19 protein-coding genes are annotated in these 24,021 nt (G+C 71.6%); 14 read left to right on the top strand and 5 right to left on the bottom strand.

Going from position 1 to position 24,021, the window contains the following annotated elements:
* Window positions 1–84: 84 nt before the first annotated feature.
* Window positions 85–1,050: a thiamine-phosphate kinase gene (locus OHU35_RS30330; RefSeq protein WP_184598561.1), complete on the top strand. Its 966-nt coding sequence runs from the start codon at window positions 85–87 to the stop codon at window positions 1,048–1,050.
* A complete protein-coding gene (thiD, locus tag OHU35_RS30335; protein WP_189727948.1) occupies window positions 1,047–1,838 on the top strand; it encodes a bifunctional hydroxymethylpyrimidine kinase/phosphomethylpyrimidine kinase in 792 nt (263 codons plus the stop codon). The genes OHU35_RS30330 and thiD overlap by 4 nt, the downstream gene beginning before the upstream one ends.
* Before the next feature lie 90 nt (window positions 1,839–1,928).
* Here the strand turns inward: thiD and rpmB are convergent, their stop codons facing one another.
* The gene (gene rpmB, locus OHU35_RS30340; protein WP_004924906.1) at window positions 1,929–2,114 is read right to left on the bottom strand and encodes a 50S ribosomal protein L28; all 186 of its coding nucleotides are present in this window, start codon (window positions 2,112–2,114) and stop codon (window positions 1,929–1,931) included.
* A 264-nt stretch (window positions 2,115–2,378) separates the two neighbouring features.
* Here rpmB and OHU35_RS30345 point away from each other — a divergent pair, with 264 nt between their 5' ends.
* Window positions 2,379–4,130: a DAK2 domain-containing protein gene (locus tag OHU35_RS30345; RefSeq protein ID WP_405507547.1), complete on the top strand. Its 1,752-nt coding sequence runs from the start codon at window positions 2,379–2,381 to the stop codon at window positions 4,128–4,130.
* Window positions 4,131–4,139: 9 nt separating this feature from the next.
* On the opposite strand, the gene OHU35_RS30350 is transcribed toward OHU35_RS30345, so the two are convergent.
* Both OHU35_RS30350 and OHU35_RS30355 read right to left on the bottom strand, forming a co-directional pair.
* Window positions 4,140–7,082, bottom strand: a complete 2,943-nt coding sequence (locus OHU35_RS30350; RefSeq protein ID WP_405507549.1) for a tetratricopeptide repeat protein — start codon at window positions 7,080–7,082, stop codon at window positions 4,140–4,142.
* Window positions 7,079–8,917: an HSP90 family protein gene (locus OHU35_RS30355; protein WP_359896474.1), complete on the bottom strand. Its 1,839-nt coding sequence runs from the start codon at window positions 8,915–8,917 to the stop codon at window positions 7,079–7,081. The genes OHU35_RS30350 and OHU35_RS30355 overlap by 4 nt, the downstream gene beginning before the upstream one ends.
* A 189-nt stretch (window positions 8,918–9,106) precedes the next feature.
* Here OHU35_RS30355 and OHU35_RS30360 point away from each other — a divergent pair, with 189 nt between their 5' ends.
* From OHU35_RS30360 to mutM, 8 genes are all read left to right on the top strand, one after another.
* Entirely contained in the window at window positions 9,107–12,349 is a 3,243-nt protein-coding gene (locus OHU35_RS30360) for a helicase-related protein (RefSeq protein WP_405507550.1), read from the top strand.
* Window positions 12,350–12,433: 84 nt separating this feature from the next.
* Window positions 12,434–13,021 carry a 16S rRNA (guanine(966)-N(2))-methyltransferase RsmD gene (gene rsmD, locus OHU35_RS30365; protein ID WP_189727956.1) on the top strand — a complete coding sequence of 196 codons (588 nt, stop codon included), beginning with the start codon at window positions 12,434–12,436 and terminating at the stop codon, window positions 13,019–13,021.
* A 26-nt stretch (window positions 13,022–13,047) separates the two neighbouring features.
* Window positions 13,048–13,527: a pantetheine-phosphate adenylyltransferase gene (gene coaD / locus OHU35_RS30370; RefSeq protein ID WP_189728227.1), complete on the top strand. Its 480-nt coding sequence runs from the start codon at window positions 13,048–13,050 to the stop codon at window positions 13,525–13,527.
* A gap of 58 nt (window positions 13,528–13,585) precedes the next feature.
* Window positions 13,586–14,686: a cell division initiation protein gene (locus tag OHU35_RS30375; protein WP_405507552.1), complete on the top strand. Its 1,101-nt coding sequence runs from the start codon at window positions 13,586–13,588 to the stop codon at window positions 14,684–14,686.
* Between the two features lie 128 nt (window positions 14,687–14,814).
* The gene (locus OHU35_RS30380) at window positions 14,815–15,459 is read left to right on the top strand and encodes a DUF177 domain-containing protein (protein ID WP_189727960.1); all 645 of its coding nucleotides are present in this window, start codon (window positions 14,815–14,817) and stop codon (window positions 15,457–15,459) included.
* Window positions 15,460–15,461: 2 nt separating this feature from the next.
* Window positions 15,462–15,635 carry a 50S ribosomal protein L32 gene (gene rpmF / locus OHU35_RS30385; protein ID WP_003951102.1) on the top strand — a complete coding sequence of 58 codons (174 nt, stop codon included), beginning with the start codon at window positions 15,462–15,464 and terminating at the stop codon, window positions 15,633–15,635.
* 19 nt (window positions 15,636–15,654) lie between these two features.
* Window positions 15,655–16,449, top strand: a complete 795-nt coding sequence (gene rnc / locus OHU35_RS30390; protein WP_189728229.1) for a ribonuclease III — start codon at window positions 15,655–15,657, stop codon at window positions 16,447–16,449.
* Window positions 16,450–16,524: 75 nt separating this feature from the next.
* Window positions 16,525–17,385, top strand: a complete 861-nt coding sequence (gene mutM / locus OHU35_RS30395) for a bifunctional DNA-formamidopyrimidine glycosylase/DNA-(apurinic or apyrimidinic site) lyase (protein ID WP_189727962.1) — start codon at window positions 16,525–16,527, stop codon at window positions 17,383–17,385.
* On the opposite strand, the gene OHU35_RS30400 is transcribed toward mutM, so the two are convergent.
* Window positions 17,375–17,773: a helix-turn-helix domain-containing protein gene (locus tag OHU35_RS30400; RefSeq protein ID WP_189727964.1), complete on the bottom strand. Its 399-nt coding sequence runs from the start codon at window positions 17,771–17,773 to the stop codon at window positions 17,375–17,377. The two genes, mutM and OHU35_RS30400, sit on opposite strands and share 11 nt — an antisense overlap.
* Window positions 17,774–17,842: 69 nt before the next feature.
* Entirely contained in the window at window positions 17,843–18,994 is a 1,152-nt protein-coding gene (locus OHU35_RS30405) for a CAP domain-containing protein (RefSeq protein WP_189727966.1), read from the bottom strand.
* Window positions 18,995–19,156: 162 nt separating this feature from the next.
* Here OHU35_RS30405 and OHU35_RS30410 point away from each other — a divergent pair, with 162 nt between their 5' ends.
* The 3 genes from OHU35_RS30410 (at window position 19,157) to smc (ending at window position 23,810) form a co-directional block, all read left to right on the top strand.
* Window positions 19,157–19,438 (top strand): acylphosphatase, encoded by a 282-nt coding sequence (locus OHU35_RS30410; protein WP_189727968.1) that lies wholly within the window; start codon window positions 19,157–19,159, stop codon window positions 19,436–19,438.
* A 379-nt stretch (window positions 19,439–19,817) separates the two neighbouring features.
* Window positions 19,818–20,021, top strand: a complete 204-nt coding sequence (locus OHU35_RS30415) for a hypothetical protein (protein ID WP_030852030.1) — start codon at window positions 19,818–19,820, stop codon at window positions 20,019–20,021.
* 210 nt (window positions 20,022–20,231) lie between these two features.
* Window positions 20,232–23,810 carry a chromosome segregation protein SMC gene (gene smc / locus OHU35_RS30420; protein WP_405507555.1) on the top strand — a complete coding sequence of 1,193 codons (3,579 nt, stop codon included), beginning with the start codon at window positions 20,232–20,234 and terminating at the stop codon, window positions 23,808–23,810.
* Window positions 23,811–24,021 lie beyond the last annotated feature (211 nt).

The raw sequence follows: 24,021 nt of genomic DNA on the forward strand, positions 1-24,021 counted from the left end.
GAACGTGACGGTCACTTCGACCGTAGCGAGGCCCCAGATGCCTCGCGACCGGGCATGGACAGGGACAGAAGGGGAGAGAGGGCGATGAAGGGCACTGTTGGTGAGCTCGGTGAGTTCGGGCTCATCAGGGAGCTCACCTCCCGTCTGACCACCACCCCGGCGGTCCGGGTCGGCCCCGGCGACGACGCCGCCGTGGTGGCCGCGCCCGACCGCAGGGTCGTGGCCAGTACGGACATCCTGGTGGAGGGCCGGCACTTCCGCCGGGACTGGTCGACGGCCTACGACGTGGGCCGCAAGGCGGCCGCGCAGAACCTCGCCGACATCGCCGCCATGGGCGCCGTACCGACCGCGCTGCTGCTCGGTCTGGTCGTCCCGGCCGAGCTGCCGGTGACCTGGCCGAGCGAGCTGATGGACGGCCTGCGCGACGAGTGCCAGGTGGCGGGCGCCGCCGTGGTCGGCGGTGACGTCGTACGCGGCGACTCGATCATGGTGTCGATCACGGCGCTCGGCGATCTGCGCAACCAGGAGCCGGTGACGCGGGCGGGCGCACAGCCCGGCGACCTCGTCGCGGTGACCGGCTGGCTGGGCTGGTCGGCGGCCGGATACGCGGTCCTGTCGCGGGGGTTCCGCTCGCCGCGCGCGTTCGTGGAGGCCCATCGGCGCCCCGAGCCGCCCTACCACGCGGGTCCGGCCGCCGCCGGGCTCGGGGCGACCGCGATGTGCGATGTGAGCGACGGGCTGATCGCCGACCTCGGGCACATCGCCGAGGCCAGCAAGGTGCGGATCGACATCCGCTCCGGGGCGATCGACATCCCGACCCAGATGAACGACATCGGGCAGGCCGTCGGCGTCGACCCCATGCAGTGGGTGCTGACCGGGGGAGAGGACCACGCGATCGTGGCGACGTTCCCGTCGGACGTGAAGCTGCCCGCCCGCTGGAAGGTCATCGGCGAGGTCCTCAACCCCTCGGCGCTGCCCCAGGTCACGGTCGACGGAGCGCCGTGGACCAGCAAGGGCGGCTGGGACCACTTCGGAGACATAGAGTCATGATCCCCAACGTCCTGACGGTGGCGGGCTCCGACTCCGGCGGAGGCGCGGGCATCCAGGCCGACCTGAAGACGATGCTCGCGCTCGGCGTGCACGGCATGAGTGTCGTCACGGCGGTGACCGCGCAGAACTCCCTCGGCGTGCAGGGGGCTTGGGAGCTGCCCGTGGAGGCCGTGCGGGCCCAGTACCGCAGTGTCGTCGACGACATCGGCGTCCAGGCGGTCAAGACCGGGATGCTGGCCTCCGCGGAACTCGTGGAGGCGGTCGCAGAGTTGCTCGCGGGGACGGACGCCCCGGCGGTCGTCGACCCGGTGGGCGTCTCCAAGCACGGCGACTCCCTGCTCGCCGCCTCGGCGCTGGACTCCGTCCGTACGAAGCTGCTGCCGGTGGCGACGGTCGCCACCCCGAACCTCGACGAGGTGGCCCAGCTGACGGGGGTGCGGGTCGAGTCGGAGGAGCAACTGCGGCGGGCCGCGGCGGCCGTGCTGGCGTACGGGCCGCGGTGGGTGCTGATCAAGGGCGGGCACCTGCCCGGGGACGCCGTCGATCTGCTCACCGACGGCTCCGAGGAGCACTGGCTGCGGGCGCCGCGTCATGACAACCGGCACACGCACGGTACGGGCTGCACCCTGGCCTCCGCGATCGCCTCACAGCTCGCGAAGGGGCGGTCCGTGCCGGAGGCGGTGACGGCGGCCAAGGAGTACGTCACGGGGGCCGTCGCGGCCGGCTTCGCGCTCGGCGGGGGCATCGGGCCGGTGGATCACGGCTGGCGCTTCCGGGCCGGTTTCTGAGCGTCCGGCTCCGAACACGGCAAAGAGCCGGTCCACCTGAGGTGGACCGGCTCTTCAGCGAACCAGCAGTGGCCGCGCGCTAGCTGAGCGTCAGCGCGAGACCTTGCCGGCCTTGATGCACGAGGTGCAAGCGTTCACGCGCTTCGGCGTCCCGCCCACCACGGTACGCACACGCTGGATGTTCGGGTTCCAGCGACGGGGCGTACGGCGGTGCGAGTGCGAGATGTTGTTGCCGAAGCCCGGCCCCTTGCCGCAGACGTCGCAGTTGGCAGCCACGGGTCACTCCAAAGACTTCAGATGCACTTACGGTTAATCCCGGCATGCCGGGATCGAGATCGTGGGCTCAAGGAGCCGTCCGGTCTGAGTGGCGCTGCCAGGGGGAAGGCCCGATCGAGATCGGGCAACCGGAGCAGCATACAACGGCTGCACCCGTAGAGCGAAACTACCATGGCAGCTCAGGGGCCGGGCCCGGCCCGCCTCCGGTTCGGACCGCCCCGGAGACTACGCTGCGTGCCACGTCCAGCAGCTAAGGGAGGCGCGGTGGCGCAGGTGCCGCAGACATTCTTCGACGCTGTCGCGGTGCGCACCTGGTGTGGTCTCGCTCTCGAGACCCTGGGGCGGGCGCGTGAGGAGATCGACGCGATCAATGTCTACCCCGTGGCGGACGGGGACACCGGCACGAACCTGTACCTGACCGTGGAGTCCGCGGTCGCGGCGGTCGAGGCGGTGTTCGCGGGCCATGCGGCGGGGTCGGGCCCCGAGGGGCCGACGCTCGCCGATGCCGCCCGGGCGATGGCGCACGGGGCGCTCATCGGCGCCCGCGGGAACTCCGGGACGATCCTCGCCCAGCTGCTGCGCGGCATGGCCCAGGTGCTGGCCGACGACGAGGCCGCCGACGCCGACGGCCAGGGACTGCGGCTCGCCCTGCGGCACGCGGCCGACTCCGCCCGCCAGGCCGTGGCCCATCCCGTCGAGGGCACCGTCCTCACGGTCGCCTCGGCCGCCGCCGACGCCGCCGACGGTGCCGAGGGCGACTGCGGGAAGGTGGCCCGGGCGGCCTACGAGGGAGCGCGCACGGCCCTCGCCGCGACCCCGGGCCAGCTGCCCGTCCTGGAACGCGCCGGGGTGGTCGACGCCGGTGGGCGAGGGCTGGTGGCGGTGCTCGGGGCGCTGGTGGAGACGTTCACGGGGGAGATGCCGCGGGCGGTGGTGGCCGGTGCGGTGAGCGTGCCGGGGGCCAGGGCGTCCGGGGGAGTGGTTTCCAGCGCGTACATCGGCCCGGACGAGGACCTCCACGCGCGCGTGGAGCCCGCCGCAGTCGGCGGCCCGGGCGAGTGCGCGGACAGCACCGCCGCGGCGGACCAGGACGGGCCCGCCTTCGAGGTGATCTACCTCCTGGAGGCCGAGGACGCGGCCGTGGGGCGGCTGCGGGAGCGGCTCGACGCCCTCGGGGACTCCCTCGTCGTGGTCGGCGGTGACGGGCTGTGGAACGTCCATGTCCATGTCGACGACGCGGGCGCCGCCGTCGAGGCCGGCATCGAGGCCGGGCGGCCCTACCGGATCCGCATCACGCACTTCGGCGCCGGCGACGTGCACACCACCGGCGCCGAGCGGCCGCCCCGGGAGCGCGCCCAGCGTGCCGTCGTGGCCGTCGTGCCCGGTGAGGGCCTGGCCGGGCTGTACACCGAGGCCGGCGCGACCACCGTGCTCGCACGCCCCGGGGAGCCGCCCGCGAGCGGCGAACTCGTACAGGCCGTACGGCGGGCCCACGCGCGCGAGGTCGTGCTGCTGCCCAACGACGCCGAACTGCGTCACACCGCCGCGGCGGCGGCCGAACAGGCCCGTACGGAGGGCATCCGCGTGGCCCTCATCCCGACCCGCTCGGCGGTCCAGGGCATCGCCGCGCTGGCCGTGCACGAGCCGGAGCGCCGCTTCGACGAGGACGTGGTGTCGATGACCTCGGCGGCCGGAGCGACCCGCTACGCCGAGGTCACCGTCGCCGAACGCCAGTCCTGGACGATGGCCGGCATCTGCCAGGCCGGCGACGTCCTGGGCCTCATCGACGGCGACGTGGCCGTGATCGGCGCGGACCTCGCGGCCACCGCCGAGACCGTCCTGGACCGGATGCTCGCGGCCGGGGGCGAGATGGTCACCCTGGTGCTCGGCGACGACGCCCCCGAGGCGATCGCCGAGCACCTGGAGGGCCGGGTCCGCGAGGGATACCTCGCCGTCGACACGGTCGTGTACCGGGGCGGACGGCAAGGGGCCCTGCTCCTCATCGGCGTGGAGTAGGGCAGGAACTCACCCCTGCCGCTCCGCCACGGACTGGAGCATGTGCCCGGCCTCCGCCCGCCGGGCCCGCACCTCCTGGCCCTCGACGGCCCCCGTGTCGTCGAAGCCGTCGTGTCCCTCGTACGCCGCCAGTACCGCACGCGCGCGTGCCACTGCCTCGGCGGGGCGGCCCAGGTCGGCCTCCAGCCAGCCCGCGGCCAGCTCGGCGCCGGTGCGGCTGTGCAGGGCACCGTCCCCGAGGGCCGTGAACGCTTCCACCGACCGGACCACTTGGGACAGGGCCTCCTCGAACACGGCCCGGGTCGAGGCGTCTTCGACGCCTTCGGAGACGGAGCGGGCCAGCAGGTCGCCGAACTGCCGGTGGGTGTGGCCCAGTTCTGCTTCGAGCCGGAGCCGGGACTCCTCGTCGGCGGCCGTGTCCCGCGCCGCCTCGCACTCCCGGACCGCGCTCGCCATCAGGCCGCGTGCCTCCTCCAGCCCGTCCGGCGCGTGCAGCGCAAGCCAGGCGCGGGCGCGCAGGGAGCGGACCAGCCCATGGGTGTTGCCGAGTGCGCGCCACAGGTCGCCCGCGCGCCGGTAGGCCCGGTCCGCCTCGGCGGCCAGCCCGGCCTGCCCGAGCGACTCACCGGCCAGGTGGGCGAGGGTGGCATGGTCGTGCTGCTCGGGCCAGTGCCGGGCGATCTCGGCCGCCTGCAGACGCCGTTCGGCGGCCGCGCGGTGCTCGCCGAGTTCGCTCAGGCAGTCGCCGAGCCACCACTGCGTCTGCACGACCGCCCCGTCGCCGTGCGTCTCGGCGGTCAGATCGGGCAGCGCCGACTCCAGCACCTCGGCGGCCTCGGCCCACCGCCCCTGCCGCAGCAGGAACCCGCCGAGCTGCTGCCGTGCCCAGGCACCCAGCGTCGCGCTCTCGCCCGCCTCGTCGGCCCAGTGCGCTGCCTGCAGGGCGTGCTCGGCGGCCTCCACGGCCTCGCCCCGGCCGCCGACCACCTCGGCGAGCTGGAGGTGCAGCTGGGCCCGGCCGGGCGCCTCCAGGTGGGGCCCGCCGTGCTCCAGGGCCGCACGCAGCGCCCGTTCCGCCTCCGCCATGTCGTCGAGGTGGTGGGCCAGGGAGGCGAGCCGGGCCTCGTACTCCACCGCGAACCAGGGCAGCCCTGCCGCGACGAACGCCGCCGCGCCCCGCGCGAACAGACCCGCCGCCGTCTTCAGGTCCCCGGCCAGTCCCGCCAGCTCGGCGAGCATCGCCTGCGCCTCGGCGGTCCGCGCGGCCAGCCGTACGTCCTCCTTGGTCCGGCCGTCGACGAGCGCCAGGACTTCGCGGACGGCGGCTTCGGCCTCGGCGAGCACGGCCTCCGTCCCGGGGCCCTCGGCCTCGTGCGCCCGGCGCATCAGGATCCGGGCCCGTCCCATCACGACGGACGCCGTCTGCCGTAGGCCCGTGCCGCCGGCGGCGTGCAGCGCGAGGATCTCGTCGTACGGGCCGGTCACGGCCGCGACCGCCTCGGCCACGTCGCCCCCGAGAGCGCGTACGTACGCCGCACGCGCGCGTGCCGCCAGGGCCTCGCCCGGGTCGCCCGCCTCGGCGTACAGCCCCGCGGCCCGCTCGAAGAGCGCGGCACCCTCGGGGCCGAGGCCCATCGCCTCGTGGTCCGCGATCTCGGCCCGGTCACGCGGGTCCAGCTCGACACCCTCCGCGGCCCCGGCGACCGCCGCCCACGCCTCCACCGCGTTGGGCAGCAGGTTGTCCGACAGCCGCCGTGCCTCGGCCAGCAGTGCCGCCAGATCCGGCTGCCCGGTGACAGCGGTCGTCACGGCCGGGGGAGCGGGCGCAGGGACCCGCCGCACCGACCGCACCCCCAGCGGCAGCCGCTCCACCAGGGGTTGCCGCGCCATACGCGCGCGGGCCCGCTCGCTGACGTGTCCCGTGCCGTTGCGCTCGTCGAAGCGCGCCGCCAGGGCCAGGGCCTCCGCACGCGCGTGCGTGGCCAGTTCCCGGGCGGTCCACTCCCGGCCGGGCGGGCCCGGCACCTGCCGGTCGCCCAGCCCGAGGCCGGTCAGGCGGTCCATGAGCAGGGCCACCACGCTCATGAAGTCCAGCCTGCTCTGCGGCTGCCCGTCGTCCGTGAAGTACGCGGGCCGCTCCGCGAGCAGTTCGAGACCGCGCGCCTCGTTGCCGGTCAGCGCGCAGAACTCCACGTGCTCCGCGTACGCGCCGCGCATGCTCTCCATGGCCCGTACGAGCCGGACGCCCCGCAGATGGTGCGCGCGTGCCTCGTCCGGGCGGCCCAGCCGCAGCAGCGGCACCAAGGAGGAGGCGAGGGCCGTGTGCGGCTCGTGGGCGCAGGCGTACTCGCCCTCCAGCACCGGCCGCCACAGCTCCACGGCCTCCGCGTCCCGGCCCAGCTCCGCCTGCCACCAGCCCTGCCCGTGCAGCTCGCACGCGTGGCAGTCGGCCATGCTGTCCCGGTCGGCGGCCAGCCACGCGGCGTACGCCCGCTCGGCCCGAGCGATGTCCCCGACATGGGCGGCCACGCTGTGCTCGGCGCTGCGCACGGCCCGCTCGGAGTACCCGCCGATCCGGTAGCGGTGCTCCATCTCGCCGAGCCACTTCTCGATCGACGCGAGCGGGATGTGCGGCTGGTCGAGCATGCCGGACGACACCCACTTGAAGACCCAGTGCAGCGAGTGGGTCTCGTACTCGTCGAAGTCCTCGGGGCGTTCGTCCCACATGCGCAGCAGCCGGGCGAAGGGGACGAACATCTTCCCCTTCTCGGAGCTGTAGTTGTAGACCTTCAGCTGGTGCCCGAGGGCCTCGATCACGGCGAGCGGGATGTTCAGCTTCTCGGCCGCCGTCAGCAGCTCCTCCGCGCGCGCGTTGCGGGCAGGGCCCTCCGGCTCGTCGGAGTTCTCCGCCATCGCCCGGCGCAGGGCGTCGAAGTCGGTGATCTCACTCATGCCTGACCGTCCTCGCTGTGCGTGGCCCACTCCAGGAGACCGATGAACGCGCGGTTGAGCAGCGCCGAATCGGCGGGCCTCAGCGGCCGCTGCGCCATCAGCAGGGCCTGCCCGTACAGCGACTCCGTCGCCGTGCCGATCAGCTCCGGGTCGTGCAGCGCGCTGATCCGCCGGACCAGCGGATTGAGATGGTTGAGCACCAGACGCGCGCGTGGAGCACTGCCGCGCAGCGAGCCGAGGATGCCCGCCCACAGGTCGTCGGCCTGCGCCTCGGCATCGGCCCGGGCCTGTTCGTGCCGCGCGTCCCGGTCGTCGAGGTGCAGCGCGGGCACCGAGAGCGGGTGGAAGGCGCGCAGCACCACATCGCAGCCCAGCTGGTCGAGCCGGGCCCGCGCCGCCGCCAGGAAGCCCGAAAGGGCCAGCTCCTCGGCCGGGTCGACCGCGTCCAGATGGGCGGTCACCGTGTCCGCGTCCAGCTCCGCGACCACGGTCCCCGGCCGTACCGAGGGCAACGCCTCCACCAGCTCGCTGTCGTACGTGTAACCGCCGTTGATCACGCCGATGCCCTGCGCGGACGCGATCGGCGCGACCTGCCGGTACTCCTCGACGGTCCGCGTGAAGTGCACCACCGGGTGCCGCTGCGCGAACTCCTCCAGGGACAGCCGCCCGTCGGTCGTCTCGAAGGGCAGCCACGGCAGCATCGTGCGCAGCATCTCGCGGTCGTGCCGGGCCAGCGACTTCACACCCAGGTGGTGCACCGAAAGGAACGCGGCCAGCCGTTCCGGATCACCGGCCGCCAGGCCCGTCAGCCACGCGCGGATCCTCTCGCCCAGCGCCTCCCGTACGGCGGCCAGGGTCTCGTCCTCGTACAGCGACTCGCGCGAGGCCGTCGGCCGCAGGCTGTCCGTGTCGAGCACGCAGCGCACGAAGAACGCCCAGTCGGGCAGCAGCTGCTCGGCCCGCTCGGTCAGCAGCATGCCCTTGAGATGCACGCGATGACCCGCGCGCTGGGCCGGGCTGACCGCCGACGGCAGCACATACGCCACCCCGCGGATGCCGGCCAGCGGCACGGCCAGGTCGATCGTGTCCAACGGGGTGAAGCCGAACAGGTCGTGGCAGTGCCGGGCGAGGGCGACGCGGCGGTTGGCCGGGCTCGGATACGAACGGTCCCAGGGCGCCGGGAGGTCGGTGACCGCCTCGTCGCCCACCCGGACGTCGTACGGCAGCAGCGACCCGAAGTCCCGTGCCAGGGCCGCGACCCGCTCGGGAGTGAGCCACTCCGCCGCCCCGGCCCGGGCCACCAGATACACGGTCGTGCCCGGTTCGGGCCGCTCGGCGTCCGGCAGGGTCCGCACGGTGTACGAGCCGTCGTCGCGCGCCGTCCACTCCACGGGAGGCGCCCCGGGCGTACGGGCGCTGCGGCTGACGACCCGGATCCGCTCGGCCACGACGAAACAGGCCAGCAGCCCGATGCCGAACTGCCCGAGGAAGTCGGAGCGGGCCTCCTGAAGACCCTCGGCGCGCTTGGAACTGCGCCCGATCGTGGCGAGCAGGCTGTGCACGTCCGCCTCGGTGAGCCCCACGCCGGTGTCCTCGACCCGCAGGGTGCCGCCCTGCGCGGACAACCGCACCCGGGCCGGGGCGTCGGGCTCCGCCGCGCGTCTGGCGGTGATGGCGTCCACCGCGTTCTGCAGCAGCTCGCGCAGATACACCTTGGGACTGGAGTAGAGGTGGTGGGAGAGCAGGTCCACGAGACCACGCAGGTCGACCTGGAACGTATGAGGTGACTGAGGTGAACGGGGTGCCTGGGAAGCCTGTGAGGTCTCGGAATCCATCATCACGGCGCCGGTGGGAGGACTCGCGACGGCGCGGGGTCGGGCGGTCCCGGTGGGGCGGTGACCGCGAAGAAGGGCCGGGAGCGCGCCATCCTAAGGCCCGAACCAGCCGTCTGACCAGGGGTTTCCGGGACGTATACGGCAACGTCCGCCGCGGCCTCTACGGCATTGTCAGTGGCGTGGTGTGCAATGGATCTCGTGCCCGCACTGGAAGAACCGCTGCAACAACCACTGAAGTCGGTGCTCGGCCCCGCCACCGCGAAGGTGATGGCCGAGCACCTCGGCCTGCTCACCGTCGGCGACCTGCTCCACCATTACCCGCGCAGATACGAGGAGCGCGGCCAGCTCACCCACCTCGCCGACCTCCCCATGGACGAGCACGTCACGGTGGTCGCCCAGGTGGCCGACGCCCGCCTGCACAGCTTCGCCTCCGCCAAGGCCCCGCGCGGCAAGGGCCAGCGCCTCGAAGTCACCATCACGGACGGCAGCGGCCGGCTCCAACTGGTCTTCTTCGGCGCTGGTGTTCACAAGCCCCACAAGGAGCTCCTGCCGGGCACGCGCGCGATGTTCGCGGGCAAGGTCTCCGTCTTCAACCGCCGCCTCCAACTCGCCCACCCCGCCTATGAGTTGCTGCGCGGCGACCCGGATGAATCCGTCGAGACCTGGGCCGGCGCCCTGATCCCGATCTACCCCGCCACCGCCAAGCTGGAGTCCTGGAAGATCGGCAAGGCGCTCCAGACGGTCCTGCCCACGGCCCAAGAGGCCGTCGACCCGCTGCCGGACTCCCTGCGCCAGGGCCGCGGCCTGGTCCCCCTCCCCGAGGCCCTGCTGAAGATCCACCGCCCGCACACCAAGGCGGACATCGAGGACGCCCGCGCCCGCCTCAAGTGGGACGAGGCCTTCGTCCTCCAGGTCGCCCTCGCCCGCCGCCGCCACGCGGACGCCCAACTCCCGGCGGTCCCCCGCGAGCCCACCTCCGACGGACTCCTCGCCTCTTTCGACGCCCGCCTCCCCTTCACCCTCACGGACGGCCAGCAGCGGGTCTCCAGGGAGATCTTCGACGACCTGGCCACCGACCATCCGATGCACCGGCTGCTCCAGGGGGAGGTCGGTTCGGGAAAGGCACAGCCGCTTGACTCACTGGTGCTCACACCCACGGGCTTCCGTCCCATGGGAGACCTACGGGTGGGCGACGAGGTGGTGGTGCCGGACGGGGACATCACGCTGATCGACGGCGTCTTTCCCCAGGGGGAGCGTGATGTGTGGCGCCTGGTTCTGTCCGACGGGAGTTCCGTCGAGTGCGACGACGAGCACCTCTGGATCGTCGGTACGAGCTGCGGGTGGCACCGCGGCCAAGCTCCCAAGGTCATGACGACCCGGGAGATCCGTCTCGACACGTTCAAGGCCAACGGGTCGTCGAAGTGGTACATCCCAGCGGCTAAGCCGGTCGATCTGGGCGGCGACTCCCGGCTGCCCCTCGACCCGTACCTGTTCGGTCTGCTGCTGGGAGGCGGCTCGTTCCGGCACAACCTCCGCCTCTCCACCATCGATGACGAGATCCGTGACGCGGTAGCCACGGCAGTGGCGCCCGAATGCCGGCTGGTACCGGTGAAGGGATCGCGCTGTGACTACACCATCCAGCTATTGCGGCGTGCAGGAGGCGTGCGCAACCCCGTAATCCAGGCCTTGCGGGAGTGGGGCCTCTGGGGAGCGACATCCCACGGCAAGTTTGTCCCGGACGACTTCAAGAACACGCCGGTCAAGGACCGTCTCGCCCTGCTGCAAGGGCTTCTGGACACGGACGGCACCATCCAGGCCGACGGCCTGAGCATCTCCCTCTGCTCGGCTTCGCGCCGGCTCGCGGAGGACGTCGCCTGGCTCGTGCGGTCTCTGGGCGGCCGGGCGCGGGTACTCCCGAAGAAGGCCGCGTACAACGTGTCCGTGGCCCTGCCGGACGAATACGCCCCGTTCCGGCTCACCCGCAAGGCCGAACGCGTGCGCGCAAGGCCGAAGTACAACACGTTCCGGCGCGGCATCCGGGCGGTCGAATACGTGGGACGCAAGCCCGTCCAGTGCATCAGCGTCGCCCACCCGAGCCATGCCTACATCACCGACAACTTCACCGTCACCCACAACACGATGGTCGCCCTGCGCGCCATGCTCGCCGTGGTCGACGCCGGTGGGCAGGCCGCCATGCTCGCGCCCACCGAAGTGCTGGCCCAGCAGCACCACAGGTCCGTCGTCGAGATGATGGGCGAGTTGGCCGAGGGCGGCATGCTGGGCGGGGCCGAGCGGGCCACCAAGGTGGTGCTGCTCACCGGGTCCATGGGCGCGGCCGCCCGCCGTCACGCCCTGCTCGACCTCACCACCGGCGAGGCCGGCGTCGTCATCGGCACGCACGCGCTGATCGAGGACAAGGTGCGGTTCCACGACCTGGGCCTGGTCGTGGTCGACGAACAGCACCGCTTCGGCGTCGAGCAGCGCGACGCCCTGCGCGGCAAGGGCAAACAGCCCCCGCACCTCCTGGTCATGACCGCCACGCCCATCCCGCGCACGGTGGCGATGACGGTCTTCGGCGACCTGGAGACCTCCGTCCTCGACCAGCTCCCGGCCGGCCGCTCGCCGATCGCCAGCCATGTCGTCCCGGCCGCCGACAAGCCCCACTTCCTGGCCCGGGCGTGGGAACGGGTCCGCGAGGAAGTGGGCAACGGCCATCAGGCGTACATCGTCTGCCCACGCATCGGCGACGAGGAAGACGACCCCAAGAAGTCCGCGAAGAAGAAGTCTCCCGAATCCCCGGAGGACGCCGCCGAGAAGCGCCCGCCCCTCGCCGTCCTCGACGTGGCGGACCAGCTCTCCAAGGGCCCGCTGAACGGCCTCAAGGTGGAGGTCCTGCACGGCCGTATGCAGCCCGACGACAAGGACGCGGTCATGCGCCGGTTCGCCGCGGGGGAGACCGACGTCCTGGTCGCCACGACGGTCATCGAGGTCGGCGTCAACGTCCCCAACGCCACCGTGATGGTGATCATGGACGCCGACCGCTTCGGCGTCTCCCAGCTCCACCAGTTGCGCGGCCGCGTCGGCCGTGGCTCGGCGCCCGGCCTGTGCCTCCTGGTCAGCGAGATGCCCGAGGCGAGCGCGGCCCGCCAGCGCCTGAACGCCGTCGCCGCCACCCTCGACGGCTTCGAACTCTCCCGCATCGACCTGGAGCAACGCCGCGAGGGCGACGTCCTGGGCCAGGCCCAGTCGGGCGCCCGGACCAGCCTGCGGATGCTCGCGGTCATCGAGGACGAGGAGATCATCGCGGAGGCGAGACAGGAGGCGACAGCGGTGGTCGCCGCCGACCCGGAGCTGACCGGCCTGCCCGGCTTGCGTACGGCTCTTGATGCCCTCCTGGACGAGGAGAGAGAGCAGTACCTGGAAAAGGGGTGAGGGTGACTGACCCTTTCAGGGGCGCGGGGAACTGCGCGACCAGCCACACTGATACCTGAAGCCGCCCACGACCAAGGACCGCAGATGACCCGCGTGATCGCCGGCCAGGCCGGCGGACGCCGCCTGGCCGTCCCGCCAGGCACAGGAACCCGCCCCACGTCGGACCGCGCCCGAGAGGGCCTGTTCTCCACCTGGCAATCCCTCCTGGGCGGCCCCCTGGACGGCGAACGCGTCCTCGACCTCTACGCCGGCTCCGGAGCCGTAGGCCTGGAGGCCCTCTCCCGAGGGGCGGGCCACACCCTCCTCGTCGAGGCCGACGCGCGAGCGACCCGCACGGTCCGCGAGAACGTGAAGTCCCTCGGTCTCCCCGGCGCCGAGGTCAGATCAGGCAAAGCGGAACAGATCATCCGTACGCCGCCCCCCGGCGAGCCCTACGACCTCGTCTTCCTCGACCCCCCGTACGCCGTCACGGACGACGATCTTCGCGAGATCCTGCTCACACTCCGTACGGAGGGCTGGCTCGCCGAGGAAGCCCTCGTCACCGTGGAGCGCAGCACCAGAGGCGGTGAATTCCGGTGGCCCGAGGGTTTCGAAGCCCTCCGGGCCCGTCGCTACGGCGAGGGAACGTTTTGGTACGGTCGCGCCGCCTCTACGTGCGAAGACGCACGATGACCGGACCGGAGAGCGAGGGAACACAAGTGCGCCGCGCCGTCTGTCCCGGGTCGTTCGACCCGATCACCAACGGACACCTCGACATCATCTCCCGCGCCTCCAGGCTGTACGACGAGGTCTACGTCGCGGTGATGATCAACCAGGCCAAGAAGGGTCTGTTCGAGATCGAGGAGCGGATCGACCTGATCCGCCGGGTCACCGCCGAGTACGGGAACGTCCGTGTCGAGGCCTTCCACGGCCTGCTCGTCGACTTCTGCAAGCAGCGTGACATCCCCGCCATCGTCAAGGGCCTGCGCGCGGTCAGCGACTTCGACTACGAGCTGCAGATGGCCCAGATGAACAACGGCCTCTCGGGCGTGGAGACTCTCTTCATCCCCACCAACCCCACCTACAGCTTCCTGTCGTCCTCCCTGGTCAAGGAGGTCGCGACCTGGGGCGGGGACGTCTCCCACCTCGTCCCGGCGGAGGTCCTCCAGGTCCTCAACGAGCGTCTGCGCAAGGACTGATGGGACTACAGTCGACCCGTCCGTCTCCAACGCATCTGTAGAGAGTGGCGAGCACACGGTGGACGTGCAGAAGAAGCTCGACGAGATCGTCTCCGCGGTCTCCGGCGCCCGGTCCATGCCCATGTCGGCCTCGTGCGTGGTCAACCGCGCCGAACTGCTCTCGCTGCTGGAAGAGGTGCGCGCGGCGCTGCCCGACTCGCTCGCCCAGGCCCAGGAGCTGATCGGCGGCCGCGAGCAGATGGTCGAGCACGCCCGCCAGGAGGCCGAGCGCATCATCGGGCAGGCGCACGCCGAGCGCGGCTCTCTGATCTCCGACACCGAGGTCGCCCGCCGTTCCCAGGCCGAGGCCGACCGGATCCTCGCCGAGGCCCGCCAGGAGGCCGAGGAGGTCCGCGCCGAGGCCGACGACTACGTCGACTCCAAGCTCGCCAACTTCGAGGTCGTCCTCACCAAGACCCTCGGCTCCGTCGGCCGCGGCCGCGAGAAGCTCCTCGGTACCGGCCCCGGCGTCGACGACCAGGGCTACGAGGACGAGGACGCCCCCGAGCGCAGCCATGACCCGGAGACCCTGCGCCGTACCGCCGACGAGTACGTCGACGCCAAGCTCGGCTCCTTCGAGGCCGTCCTCGCCAAGACCCTGGAGGCCGTCGGCCGCGGCCGGCAGAAGCTGCACGGCCGTATCGCCAGCGACGACCTCGGCGCCCTCGCCGACGACCTCAGCACGGTCCGGCACTCCAGCGACGCCGACTACCTCGCCGACCTGGCCGCCCTCGCGGAGCAGAAGCCCCCGGCCGAGCAGCCCGCCCAGCAGCAGGACTACGGGCAGCCACAGCCGGCCTACGGCTACCAGCAGCAGCCCGACCCCTACAGCGGCTATCCGCAGCAGGCCTACGCCGCCCAGCAGGACCCGTACGGCTACCAGCACGCCGATCCCTACTCCGCCACCCCCGGCTACGCTCCGGCGGGAGGACCCCCCTTCCAGGGCTACGACGCCCAGCAGGCCGGGTACGACCCGAACCAGGTCCAGCAGGCCCAGCAGGCGCAACAAGTCCAGCAGAGCCAGCAGGGATACGCCCTCGACGAGACCAGCCTCTTCGACACCGGCATGATCAGCGCCGAGCAGTTGAGGGCCTACGAGCAGGGCCGCGGCAACGGCTGAGCACCGGATTGGGCCGACAGCGAAAGGTCCAGTATCCTGGCTCTTCGGTCGCGCGTACGTCCGCGATCCACGCTGCCCGGAACACCGAAGGGCGGCAACCCTCTCAGCTCGCAAGATCGAAAGCAGGAATGGCTCTGAACGCCCGCCTCGACCACCGCAACCCCCTCGTGTTCGACACGCACGAGCTGGGCCGGCGGCCCGGTGCGCTGCAGCGCCTGACCCGCACGGTCGACGCTCCCAAGGATTTCGGTATCAAGGGAGTCATCGGAGTGCCGGAAGGCGCCCCGGTGGAGCTCGAACTCCGCCTGGAGTCGGTCATGGAAGGGGTGCTTGTCACAGGCACCGCCCGTGCCGGGGCCGAGGGGGAGTGCGTAAGGTGTCTGGAGCCGCTTCAGCTCGACGTCGAAGCGGAATTCCAGGAGATGTTCTCGTACCCTGACGCCGACGACCGGGGCCGCGTGATCGCGGAACCGGGCGACGACGCCGAGGACGACGAGGACAGGCTCTTCCTCGAGGACGGCTTGTTCGACCTCGAGACCGTGCTGCGTGATGCGGTGGTGCTCGCACTGCCGATGCAGCCGGTGTGCCAGGAAGACTGCCCTGGTCTGTGTGCCGAGTGCGGTGCGCGACTGGCGGACGACCCGGACCACCACCACGACGCCGTCGACATCCGTTGGGCGGCTTTGCAGGGACTCGCCGGCACCATGAAGGACGGCGAGAAGGACGAGATGAGCGGCGCCGAACCGGGCGTCGACGAGAAGCAGGAGAAGTAGCCGTGGCTGTTCCGAAGCGGAAGATGTCGCGCAGCAACACGCGCCACCGCCGGTCGCAGTGGAAGGCTGCGGTCCCCACCCTGGTTGCGTGCGAGCGCTGCCACGAGCCCAAGCAGCAGCACATCGCGTGCCCGTCTTGCGGCACCTACAACAAGCGCCAGGTCCTCGAGGTCTGAGCGGCTGGTGAGAGGCACTGTGTCCACGCCGAAGAAAAACTCTGCGGACAACCAGGCCTCGTCCCACACGCTGTTGGAAGGGCGGCTCGGGTACAAACTCGAGTCCGCCCTTCTGGTGCGTGCGCTGACCCACCGTTCCTACGCGTACGAGAACGGCGGTCTGCCGACCAACGAGCGTCTGGAGTTCCTCGGGGACTCCGTCCTCGGCCTCGTGGTCACGGACACGCTGTACCGAACCCACCCCGACCTGCCCGAAGGCCAGCTGGCCAAGCTGCGGGCCGCGGTGGTCAACTCGCGTGCGCTGGCGGAGGTGGGCCGTGGGCTCGACCTGGGCTCCTTCATCCGGCTCGGCCGGGGTGAAGAGGGCACGGGAGGCCGGGACAAGGCGTCCATCCTCGCCGACACCCTTGAAGCGGTGATCGGTGCGGTCTATCTCGACCAGGGACTGGAGTCCGCGGCGGAGCTCGTGCACCGTCTGTTCGACCCCCTGATCGAGAAGTCCTCGAACCTCGGAGCCGGCCTGGACTGGAAGACCAGTCTCCAGGAGCTCACCGCGACCGAGGGGCTCGGCGTGCCCGAGTACCTGGTCACGGAGACCGGCCCCGACCACGAGAAGACCTTCACTGCTGCCGCCCGCGTCGGAGGCGTCTCGTACGGCACCGGCACCGGCCGCAGCAAGAAGGAGGCGGAGCAGCAGGCCGCCGAGTCCGCCTGGAGGTCCATCCGGGCCGCGGCGGACGAGCGCGCCAAGGAGGCGGCCGCCCAGCAGGCCGCCGCCGACGAGAGCGCCGGCCCCGAGCCGGCGTCCGCCTGACCGAACAGAAACAGCGCACCCGAGCGCCCGCCCCTGCCCGGGGGCGGGCGCTCGGCTCGTACACCGGGGGAGCCCATGCCCGAGTTGCCCGAGGTCGAGGTCGTCCGGCGCGGCCTGGAGCGGTGGGTCGCCCACCGGACGGTCGCCGAGGTCGAGGTGCTGCACCCGCGCGCGGTGCGCCGCCACCTCGCGGGCGGCGACGACTTCGCGGACCGTCTGAAGGGCCATCGCATCGGCACACCCAGCCGCCGGGGCAAGTACCTGTGGCTGCCCCTGGAGGACACGGACCAGTCGATCCTGGCCCACCTCGGCATGAGCGGCCAGCTGCTGGTGCAGCCGCACACGGCTCCCGACGAGAAGCACCTGCGCATCCGCGCCCGCTTCACCGACGCCCTGGACACCGAACTCCGCTTCGTCGACCAGCGCACCTTCGGCGGTCTGTCGCTGCACGACAACACCCCCGAGGGCCTGCCCGACGTCATCGCGCACATCGCCCGCGACCCGCTCGACCCGCTCTTCGACGAAGAGGCATTCCACCGGGCGCTGCGCCGCAAGCGGTCCACGATCAAACGGGCCCTGCTCGACCAGTCGCTGATCAGCGGAGTCGGCAACATCTACGCGGACGAGGCCCTGTGGCGGGCCCGCATCCACTACGAGCGCCCGACCGCGACCTTCACACGTCCGCGCACGCTGTCGCTCCTGGGCCATGTGCGGGACGTGATGAACTCCGCCCTCGCGGTGGGCGGCACCAGCTTCGACAGCCTCTACGTCAACGTCAACGGCGAGTCGGGCTACTTCGACCGGTCCCTCGACGCGTATGGCCGCGAGGGCCTGCCCTGCCGGCGCTGCGGCACACCGATGCGGCGGCGGCCCTGGATGAACCGGTCGAGCTACTACTGCCCGAAGTGCCAGCGACCGCCGCGGATCACGCCCTAGCGGAGTCGTACCGCTCGCGCGCGGCCAGGACGTCGTCCATGCTGCCCTCCACGAAGTGGATCAGGGCGAGCAGCCGCTCGGCCACTCCGCGTCCCAGCGGCGTCAGTTCGTAGTCCACACGGGGCGGGTTGGTCGGCTGGGCCTCGCGGTGGACCAGGCCGTCGCGCTCCAGCGCGTGCAGCGTCTGGGACAGCATCTTCTCGCTCACACCGTCGACCCGGCGGCGCAGCTCGTTGAAGCGCAGCGACCCCTCGTACAGAGCGGTCAGCGCGAGCCCGCCCCAGCGGCCTGTGACGTGCTCGAGCGTGCCACGCGAAGGGCAGGCCTTGGCGAACACGCTGTACGGAAGGTCGTCCAGCCCCTCCGTGAGCTCCTGGGTGGTGGTCATCCCCCCAGGATACGCCAGCACAGCGCTGGCCAAAAGATTGCGCTAACTACTGGTTAGTGCTGGGAGGGTCTAGTAGCCGAAGTTCTGGGTCCACCACGGGCCGCCCGACCCGAGCTCGACACCGACGCCCAGCGTCTTGAAGTCGCAGTTCAGGATGTTGGCGCGGTGGCCGGGGCTGTTCATCCAGGCATCCATCACGGCCGCCGCGTCCGCCTGGCCGCGGGCTATGTTCTCCCCGCCGAGGTTGGATATCCCGGCGGCCTCGGCCCGGTCCCACGGCGTCTTGCCGTCGGGGTCGGTGTGGTCGAAGAAGCCCCGGGCGCGCATGTCCTCGCTGTAGTTCTGCGCCAGCTCGGTCAGTGCGCTGTTCGCGGCGAGCGCGCTGCAGCCCACCTTGGCCCGCTCCTCGTTCACCAGCTTGAGCACCTGGGCCGCGGCGGCGGACTCCTCGGAGAGGGCGGCGGGGGCGCTGGGCTTCTCGGGCGCCTGCGTGGCCGTACGGGAGGGAGTGTTCTCCGGCTTCCTGCTGGGGGTCGCGGCCGGCTTCTTCTTCTCCGGCGTCTTCTCCTGCGTCTTTTCCGGCTTCTCGGGCGTCTTCGTGGGCGCGGCCGAGGACGTCGAGGCGGACGGCGACGGCGACAGGGAGCGCTCGGCGTCCCGGCTCGTGGGCGTGCCGCCCCGGCTGTCGGCGCTGCCGGAGGTGCCGCCCTGTCCGGTCGGGGTGTTGGTCGGGGTGTCCGCGGCCTGCACCTTGTCGGCGCCGCCGTCGCCGCCGAGCTTGTAGTTCTCGAGGCCGGGAACCGCGCCCGTGGCCACCGCGACCGTGCCGATGGCGACCGCCGCGGACACGCCGAGCAGGCCCGTGCGCATCGGCCGTGCGGCCTTCTTCCGGCGGCGGTGCGAGCCCGCCCGCCGGGTGCCGCCCTCGGGGGTGAAGCCCTCGCTCGCGAAGACGGCCGTCTCGGCGGTCCGCTGGCGGGGAATGGCGGCGTACCCGCCGTCACCCGCCGCGGTGGCCTCCGTCTCGAACAGGTAGGCCTCGCTCCGGGCGTACGTGTCGGCGTACGCCTCCGGGTTCAGATAGGGCGCGATGCCCATGGTGGGGCCGTCCTCCGCGCCGTGCAGCGGATCGTGGCCCTCCGCGATGCCGTCGGTCTGCATGATCCCCGTGGCGCTGCCCGTGGCGGCGCGGCCGGCGTCGGAGCGACGGTGGCGTCCCATGTTCTGGCCTTCCTCGTCCTGGCGGTCGACTCGTCCTCGAGATCAACACCAAACTCACTCGATGGTGTGAGTTTCATATGAGATTCGTTGGGTGGGGACGGTACCGCATGGCGCAAGTGGAGGAAGTGAGCCCGAGGGAGATTGGGCGGTTAGGTTGCAGTCATGAGCGAGGATGTGCGACTGGTCGCCTGGGTGCGTGGACGCGTCCAAGGTGTGGGTTTCCGCTGGTTCACGCGGGCCAAGGCCCTGGAGATCGGCGGCCTGAGTGGTTTTGCTCTCAATTTGGGCGACGGCCGGGTCCAAGTGGTCGCGGAGGGCGCGCGAGAGGGTTGTGAAGGCTTGCTGGAGTGGCTAGAGGGTGACGACACGCCCGGCCGTGTAGACGGCGTCACCGAGATCTGGGACACACCTCGCGGCGGCTACGACGGCTTCGCCATCCGCTGATCCAGCACCGGAGGGGGGCCTCGGGGGCGCACTCCGACAGGCCGCCGACGGCCGCCCCGGACGGAAACTGGCTGGTGATTGCCAAGAATCGCTTGCCTTGGCAGGCTCCGCACGCAAGGATGATCGCCACGCCCCGAGGGCCCCGCAGAAGCCGCAGTGCCGCCGTGTCAGGCCGCGTGCGCCCGGTCGGCCCCCAATACGGGGCGTGATCGTGTTGACCGTCAAACTTTTTGGTGAGACGCTGAAAGCCCCGCGCACCTTAGCTGTTTGGCATGGCTGAACGGCGGTACAACTCCAGGCCCTGCCAAGCATCGCGGGTGCGAATCCCTCACGACCCACACCGCATCGGTCGGTCACGCATTGTGGAGGACCATCCATCATGGCAAAGGCGCTTCTCGGTTACGTCGGCGGCTCCGACCCTCGACTCCTCGCCGAGATGCGACGGCTCCAGCAGCGCGTCCAGGACCTGGAATCCGAGCTCGGACGAATCCAGGCCGAGAACGAGGCGCTGACGGCTGCCGCTTCTCACGACAGGATCATGGAGAGCGTTGACGCACACCAGGCGGAGCCTGCGCTCACCTGATCACTGCATCGCTCCACAACAGCACAGCAGTGGTTGGGCCGCCCGTCATAACCGCTAAGTTGTCAGAAGTGCAAGGGACGCCGTCGGCGTCCCTTCTTTCTTTCCCCCGCATCCTTTCACCGTCTTTAACGTGTGGTCTGCCCTGCGCGTTCAGCGGCGAAACCGTGGGTTCATGGAGTGAGACGAACCCGGGCGGTAGAGTCCGGCGGCGTGCACCTCAAGGCCCTGACCCTCCGCGGGTTCAAGTCGTTCGCCTCGGCGACCACACTCCGGTTCGAACCTGGGATCACGTGCGTCGTAGGACCGAACGGCTCGGGCAAGTCCAACGTCGTGGACGCGCTCAGCTGGGTCATGGGCGAGCAGGGCGCCAAATCGCTGCGCGGCGGCAAGATGGAGGACGTCATCTTCGCCGGCACCACCGGCCGCCCCCCGCTGGGCCGCGCCGAGGTGTCGCTGACCATCGACAACTCCGACGGGGCCCTGCCCATCGAGTACGCCGAGGTCACCATCACGCGGATCATGTTCCGCAACGGCGGCAGCGAGTACCAGATCAACGGCGACACGTGCCGCCTCCTCGACATCCAGGAGCTCCTCTCCGACTCCGGCATCGGCCGTGAGATGCACGTCATCGTCGGGCAGGGCCAGCTCGACTCCGTACTGCACGCCGACCCCATGGGCCGCCGCGCCTTCATCGAGGAGGCCGCCGGCGTCCTCAAGCACCGCAAGCGCAAGGAGAAGGCGCTGCGCAAGCTGGACGCGATGCAGGCCAACCTCGCGCGCGTGCAGGACCTCACCGACGAACTCCGACGCCAGCTCAAGCCCCTCGGGCGCCAGGCCGCCGTCGCCCGCCGGGCCGCCGTCATCCAGGCCGACCTGCGCGACGCCCGCCTGCGGCTGCTGGCCGACGACCTCGTACGGCTGAAGGAAGCCCTCAACGCCGAGGTCGCCGACGAGGCCGCGCTGAAGGGACGCAAGGAGGCCGCCGAGCAGGAGCTGCGCAAGGCGCTCCAGCGCGAGGCACTCCTCGAGGACGAGGTACGTCAGCTCACGCCGCGCCTCCAGCGCGCCCAGCAGACCTGGTACGAGCTCTCCCAGCTCGCCGAGCGGGTGCGCGGCACGATCTCGCTGGCCGACGCCCGCGTGAAGAGCGCCACCTCCGCGCCCCCCGAGGAGCGGCGTGGCCGCGACCCCGAGGACATGGAGCGCGAGGCCGCCCGCATCCGCGAGCAGGAGGCCGAGCTGGAGGCGGCCCTGGAGGCGGCCGAACGTGCCCTGGAGGACACGGTCTCCCACCGCGCCGAGCTGGAGCGCGCGCTGACCCAGGAGGAACGGCGACTCAAGGACGCCGCCCGCGCCATCGCCGACCGGCGCGAGGGACTGGCCCGGCTCAGCGGCCAGGTCAACGCGGCCCGCTCGCGCGCGGCCTCCGCCCAGGCCGAGATCGAACGCCTGGCCGCCGCCCGCGACGAGGCCCAGGAGCGGGCCGTCGCCGCCCAGGAGGAGTACGAGGCCCTCAAGGCCGAGGTCGACGGCCTCGACGCCGGCGACGCCGAACTCGCCGAACAGCACGAGGCCGCGAAGCAGCAGCTCGCCGACGCCGAGTCCGCCCTCACGGCAGCCCGCGAGGCGGCCACGGCGGCGGAACGGAAGCGCGCCGCGACCCAGGCCCGCCACGAGGCCCTGGCCATGGGCCTGCGCCGCAAGGACGGCACCGGAATACTGCTCGCGGCGAAGGACCGCCTCTCCGGCTTGCTCGGCCCGGCGGCGGAACTCCTGACGGTGACCCCGGGACACGAGGTCGCCCTCGCGGCTGCATTCGGGGCGGCTGCGGACGCCATCGCGGTCACGACCCCGGCATCAGCGGCCGACGCCATCAGACTCCTCCGCAAACAGGACGGAGGCAGGGCGACTCTGCTCCTGGCAGGAGATCCTCGCCCTGGGGGCGCGGGGAACTGCGCGACCAGCCCCGACGAACCCGCGGACGAACGACGAATCTTCGCTGCCGACCTGGTCCGCGGCCCCGCCGAGCTGATGCCCGCCGTACGACGGCTCCTCCACGGCATCGTCGTGGTCGACACCCTCGAAGACGCCGAAGACCTCGTCTACACCCACCCCGACCTCACCGCCGTGACCGCCGAAGGCGACCTCCTCGGCGCACACTTCGCCCACGGCGGCTCCGCCGGCGCCCCCAGCCTCCTCGAAGTACAGGCCTCCGTGGACGAGGCCGCCGCCGAGCTGGAGGAGCTGGCCGTCCGCTGCGAGGAGCTGACCGAGGCCCAGCACGAGGCCGTCGAACGGCGCAAGGAGTGCGCCGCACTCGTCGAGGACGTGGGGGAGCGGCGCAGGGCCGCCGACCGGGAGAAGTCGTCCGTCGCCCAGCAGCTCGGCCGGCTCGCCGGGCAGGCGCGGGGCGCGGCGGGGGAGGCCGAGCGGTCCACGGCCGCCGCTGCCCGGGCACAGGAAGCCCTCGACAAGGCCCTCGCCGAGGTCGAGGAACTCGCCGAGCGACTCGCCGTCGCAGAGGAGATGCCGATCGAGGAGGAGCCCGACACCTCCGTACGGGACCGGCTCGCCGCCGACGGTGCCAACGCCCGCCAGACCGAGATGGAGGCCCGCCTCCAGGCCCGTACGCACGAGGAGCGGGTCAAGGGCCTGGCCGGACGGGCCGAGTCGCTCGACCGGGCCGCCCGCGCGGAACGCGAGGCACGCGCGCGTGCGGAGCAGCGGCGGGCCCGGCTGCGGCACGAGGCGGCCGTCGCCGAAGCCGTCGGCTCGGGCGCACGGCAGCTGCTCGCGCACGTCGAGGTCTCCCTGGCCCGCGCCGACGAGGAGCGCACCGCCGCCGAGGCCGCCAAGGCCCGCCGCGAGCAGGAACTCGCCCGCGCCCGCACCGAGGGACGCGATCTCAAGGCCGAACTCGACAAGTTGACGGATTCGGTCCACCGAGGCGAGGTACTCGGCGCCGAGAAGCGGCTGCGGATCGAGCAGCTGGAGACGAAGGCGCTGGAGGAGCTGGGTGTCGAACCGGCCGGACTGGTGGCGGAGTACGGACCGCACCAGCTCGTGCCGCCCTCGCCCCCCGCCGAGGGCGAGGAGCTGCCGGAGGACCCGGAGCACCCGCGCAACCGGCCGAAGCCGTATCTCCGGTCCGAGCAGGAGAAACGTCTGAAGTCGGCCGAGCGCGCCTACCAGCAGCTCGGCAAGGTGAACCCGCTCGCCCTCGAGGAGTTCGCGGCACTGGAGGAACGCCACCAGTTCCTCAGCGAGCAGCTCGAGGACCTGAAGAAGACGCGGGCGGACCTCCTGCAGGTGGTGAAGGAGGTCGACGAGCGCGTCGAGCAGGTCTTCACCGAGGCCTACCGGGACACCGCCCGGGAGTTCGAGGGCGTCTTCAGCCGGCTCTTCCCCGGTGGTGACGGGCGGCTGATCCTGACCGACCCCGACAACATGCTCACCACGGGCGTGGACGTCGAGGCCCGGCCGCCGGGCAAGAAGGTCAAGCGGCTGTCGCTGCTCTCGGGCGGGGAGCGGTCGCTGACCGCCGTGGCGCTGCTCGTGTCGATCTTCAAGGCGCGGCCCAGCCCGTTCTACGTCATGGACGAGGTCGAGGCCGCCCTCGACGACACCAACCTCCAGCGGCTCATCCGGATCATGCAGGAGCTGCAGGAGGCCTCGCAGCTGATCGTGATCACCCATCAGAAGCGCACGATGGAGGTCGCCGACGCGCTGTACGGCGTCTCCATGCAGGGCGACGGTGTGTCGAAGGTCATCAGCCAGCGCCTGCGCTAGATGGATGCCGTATACACCTGCCTCACCTGCGATGCTTGGTGACTTCAATTCTTGAACACATCGTCACCACACTCCTGTCGCAGATTCACGTCTCTCGCCCTATTGACTTCGAAACTTGAAGGCATAGTCTCGGCAACGTTCCTTTTACCTTCAGGTACCTTCAGGTGGCACCTCGAAGGGCTGATCCCCTCCGGCAGCGTTGCCGGTGGCC

This window comes from Streptomyces purpurascens, assembly GCF_045040895.1.
Taxonomy (GTDB): domain Bacteria; phylum Actinomycetota; class Actinomycetes; order Streptomycetales; family Streptomycetaceae; genus Streptomyces; species Streptomyces purpurascens.

Coding starts and splice junctions, on each gene's coding strand:
- OHU35_RS30330 (WP_184598561.1), top strand. CDS start 85: ATGAAGGGCACTGTTGGTGAGCTCGGTGAGTTCGGGCTCATCAGGGAG.
- thiD (WP_189727948.1), top strand. CDS start 1,047: ATGATCCCCAACGTCCTGACGGTGGCGGGCTCCGACTCCGGCGGAGGC.
- OHU35_RS30350 (WP_405507549.1), bottom strand. CDS start 7,082: ATGAGTGAGATCACCGACTTCGACGCCCTGCGCCGGGCGATGGCGGAG.
- OHU35_RS30355 (WP_359896474.1), bottom strand. CDS start 8,917: ATGGATTCCGAGACCTCACAGGCTTCCCAGGCACCCCGTTCACCTCAG.
- OHU35_RS30360 (WP_405507550.1), top strand. CDS start 9,107: ATGGATCTCGTGCCCGCACTGGAAGAACCGCTGCAACAACCACTGAAG.
- rsmD (WP_189727956.1), top strand. CDS start 12,434: ATGACCCGCGTGATCGCCGGCCAGGCCGGCGGACGCCGCCTGGCCGTC.
- OHU35_RS30380 (WP_189727960.1), top strand. CDS start 14,815: ATGGCTCTGAACGCCCGCCTCGACCACCGCAACCCCCTCGTGTTCGAC.
- mutM (WP_189727962.1), top strand. CDS start 16,525: ATGCCCGAGTTGCCCGAGGTCGAGGTCGTCCGGCGCGGCCTGGAGCGG.
- OHU35_RS30400 (WP_189727964.1), bottom strand. CDS start 17,773: ATGACCACCACCCAGGAGCTCACGGAGGGGCTGGACGACCTTCCGTAC.
- OHU35_RS30405 (WP_189727966.1), bottom strand. CDS start 18,994: ATGGGACGCCACCGTCGCTCCGACGCCGGCCGCGCCGCCACGGGCAGC.
- OHU35_RS30410 (WP_189727968.1), top strand. CDS start 19,157: ATGAGCGAGGATGTGCGACTGGTCGCCTGGGTGCGTGGACGCGTCCAA.
- OHU35_RS30415 (WP_030852030.1), top strand. CDS start 19,818: ATGGCAAAGGCGCTTCTCGGTTACGTCGGCGGCTCCGACCCTCGACTC.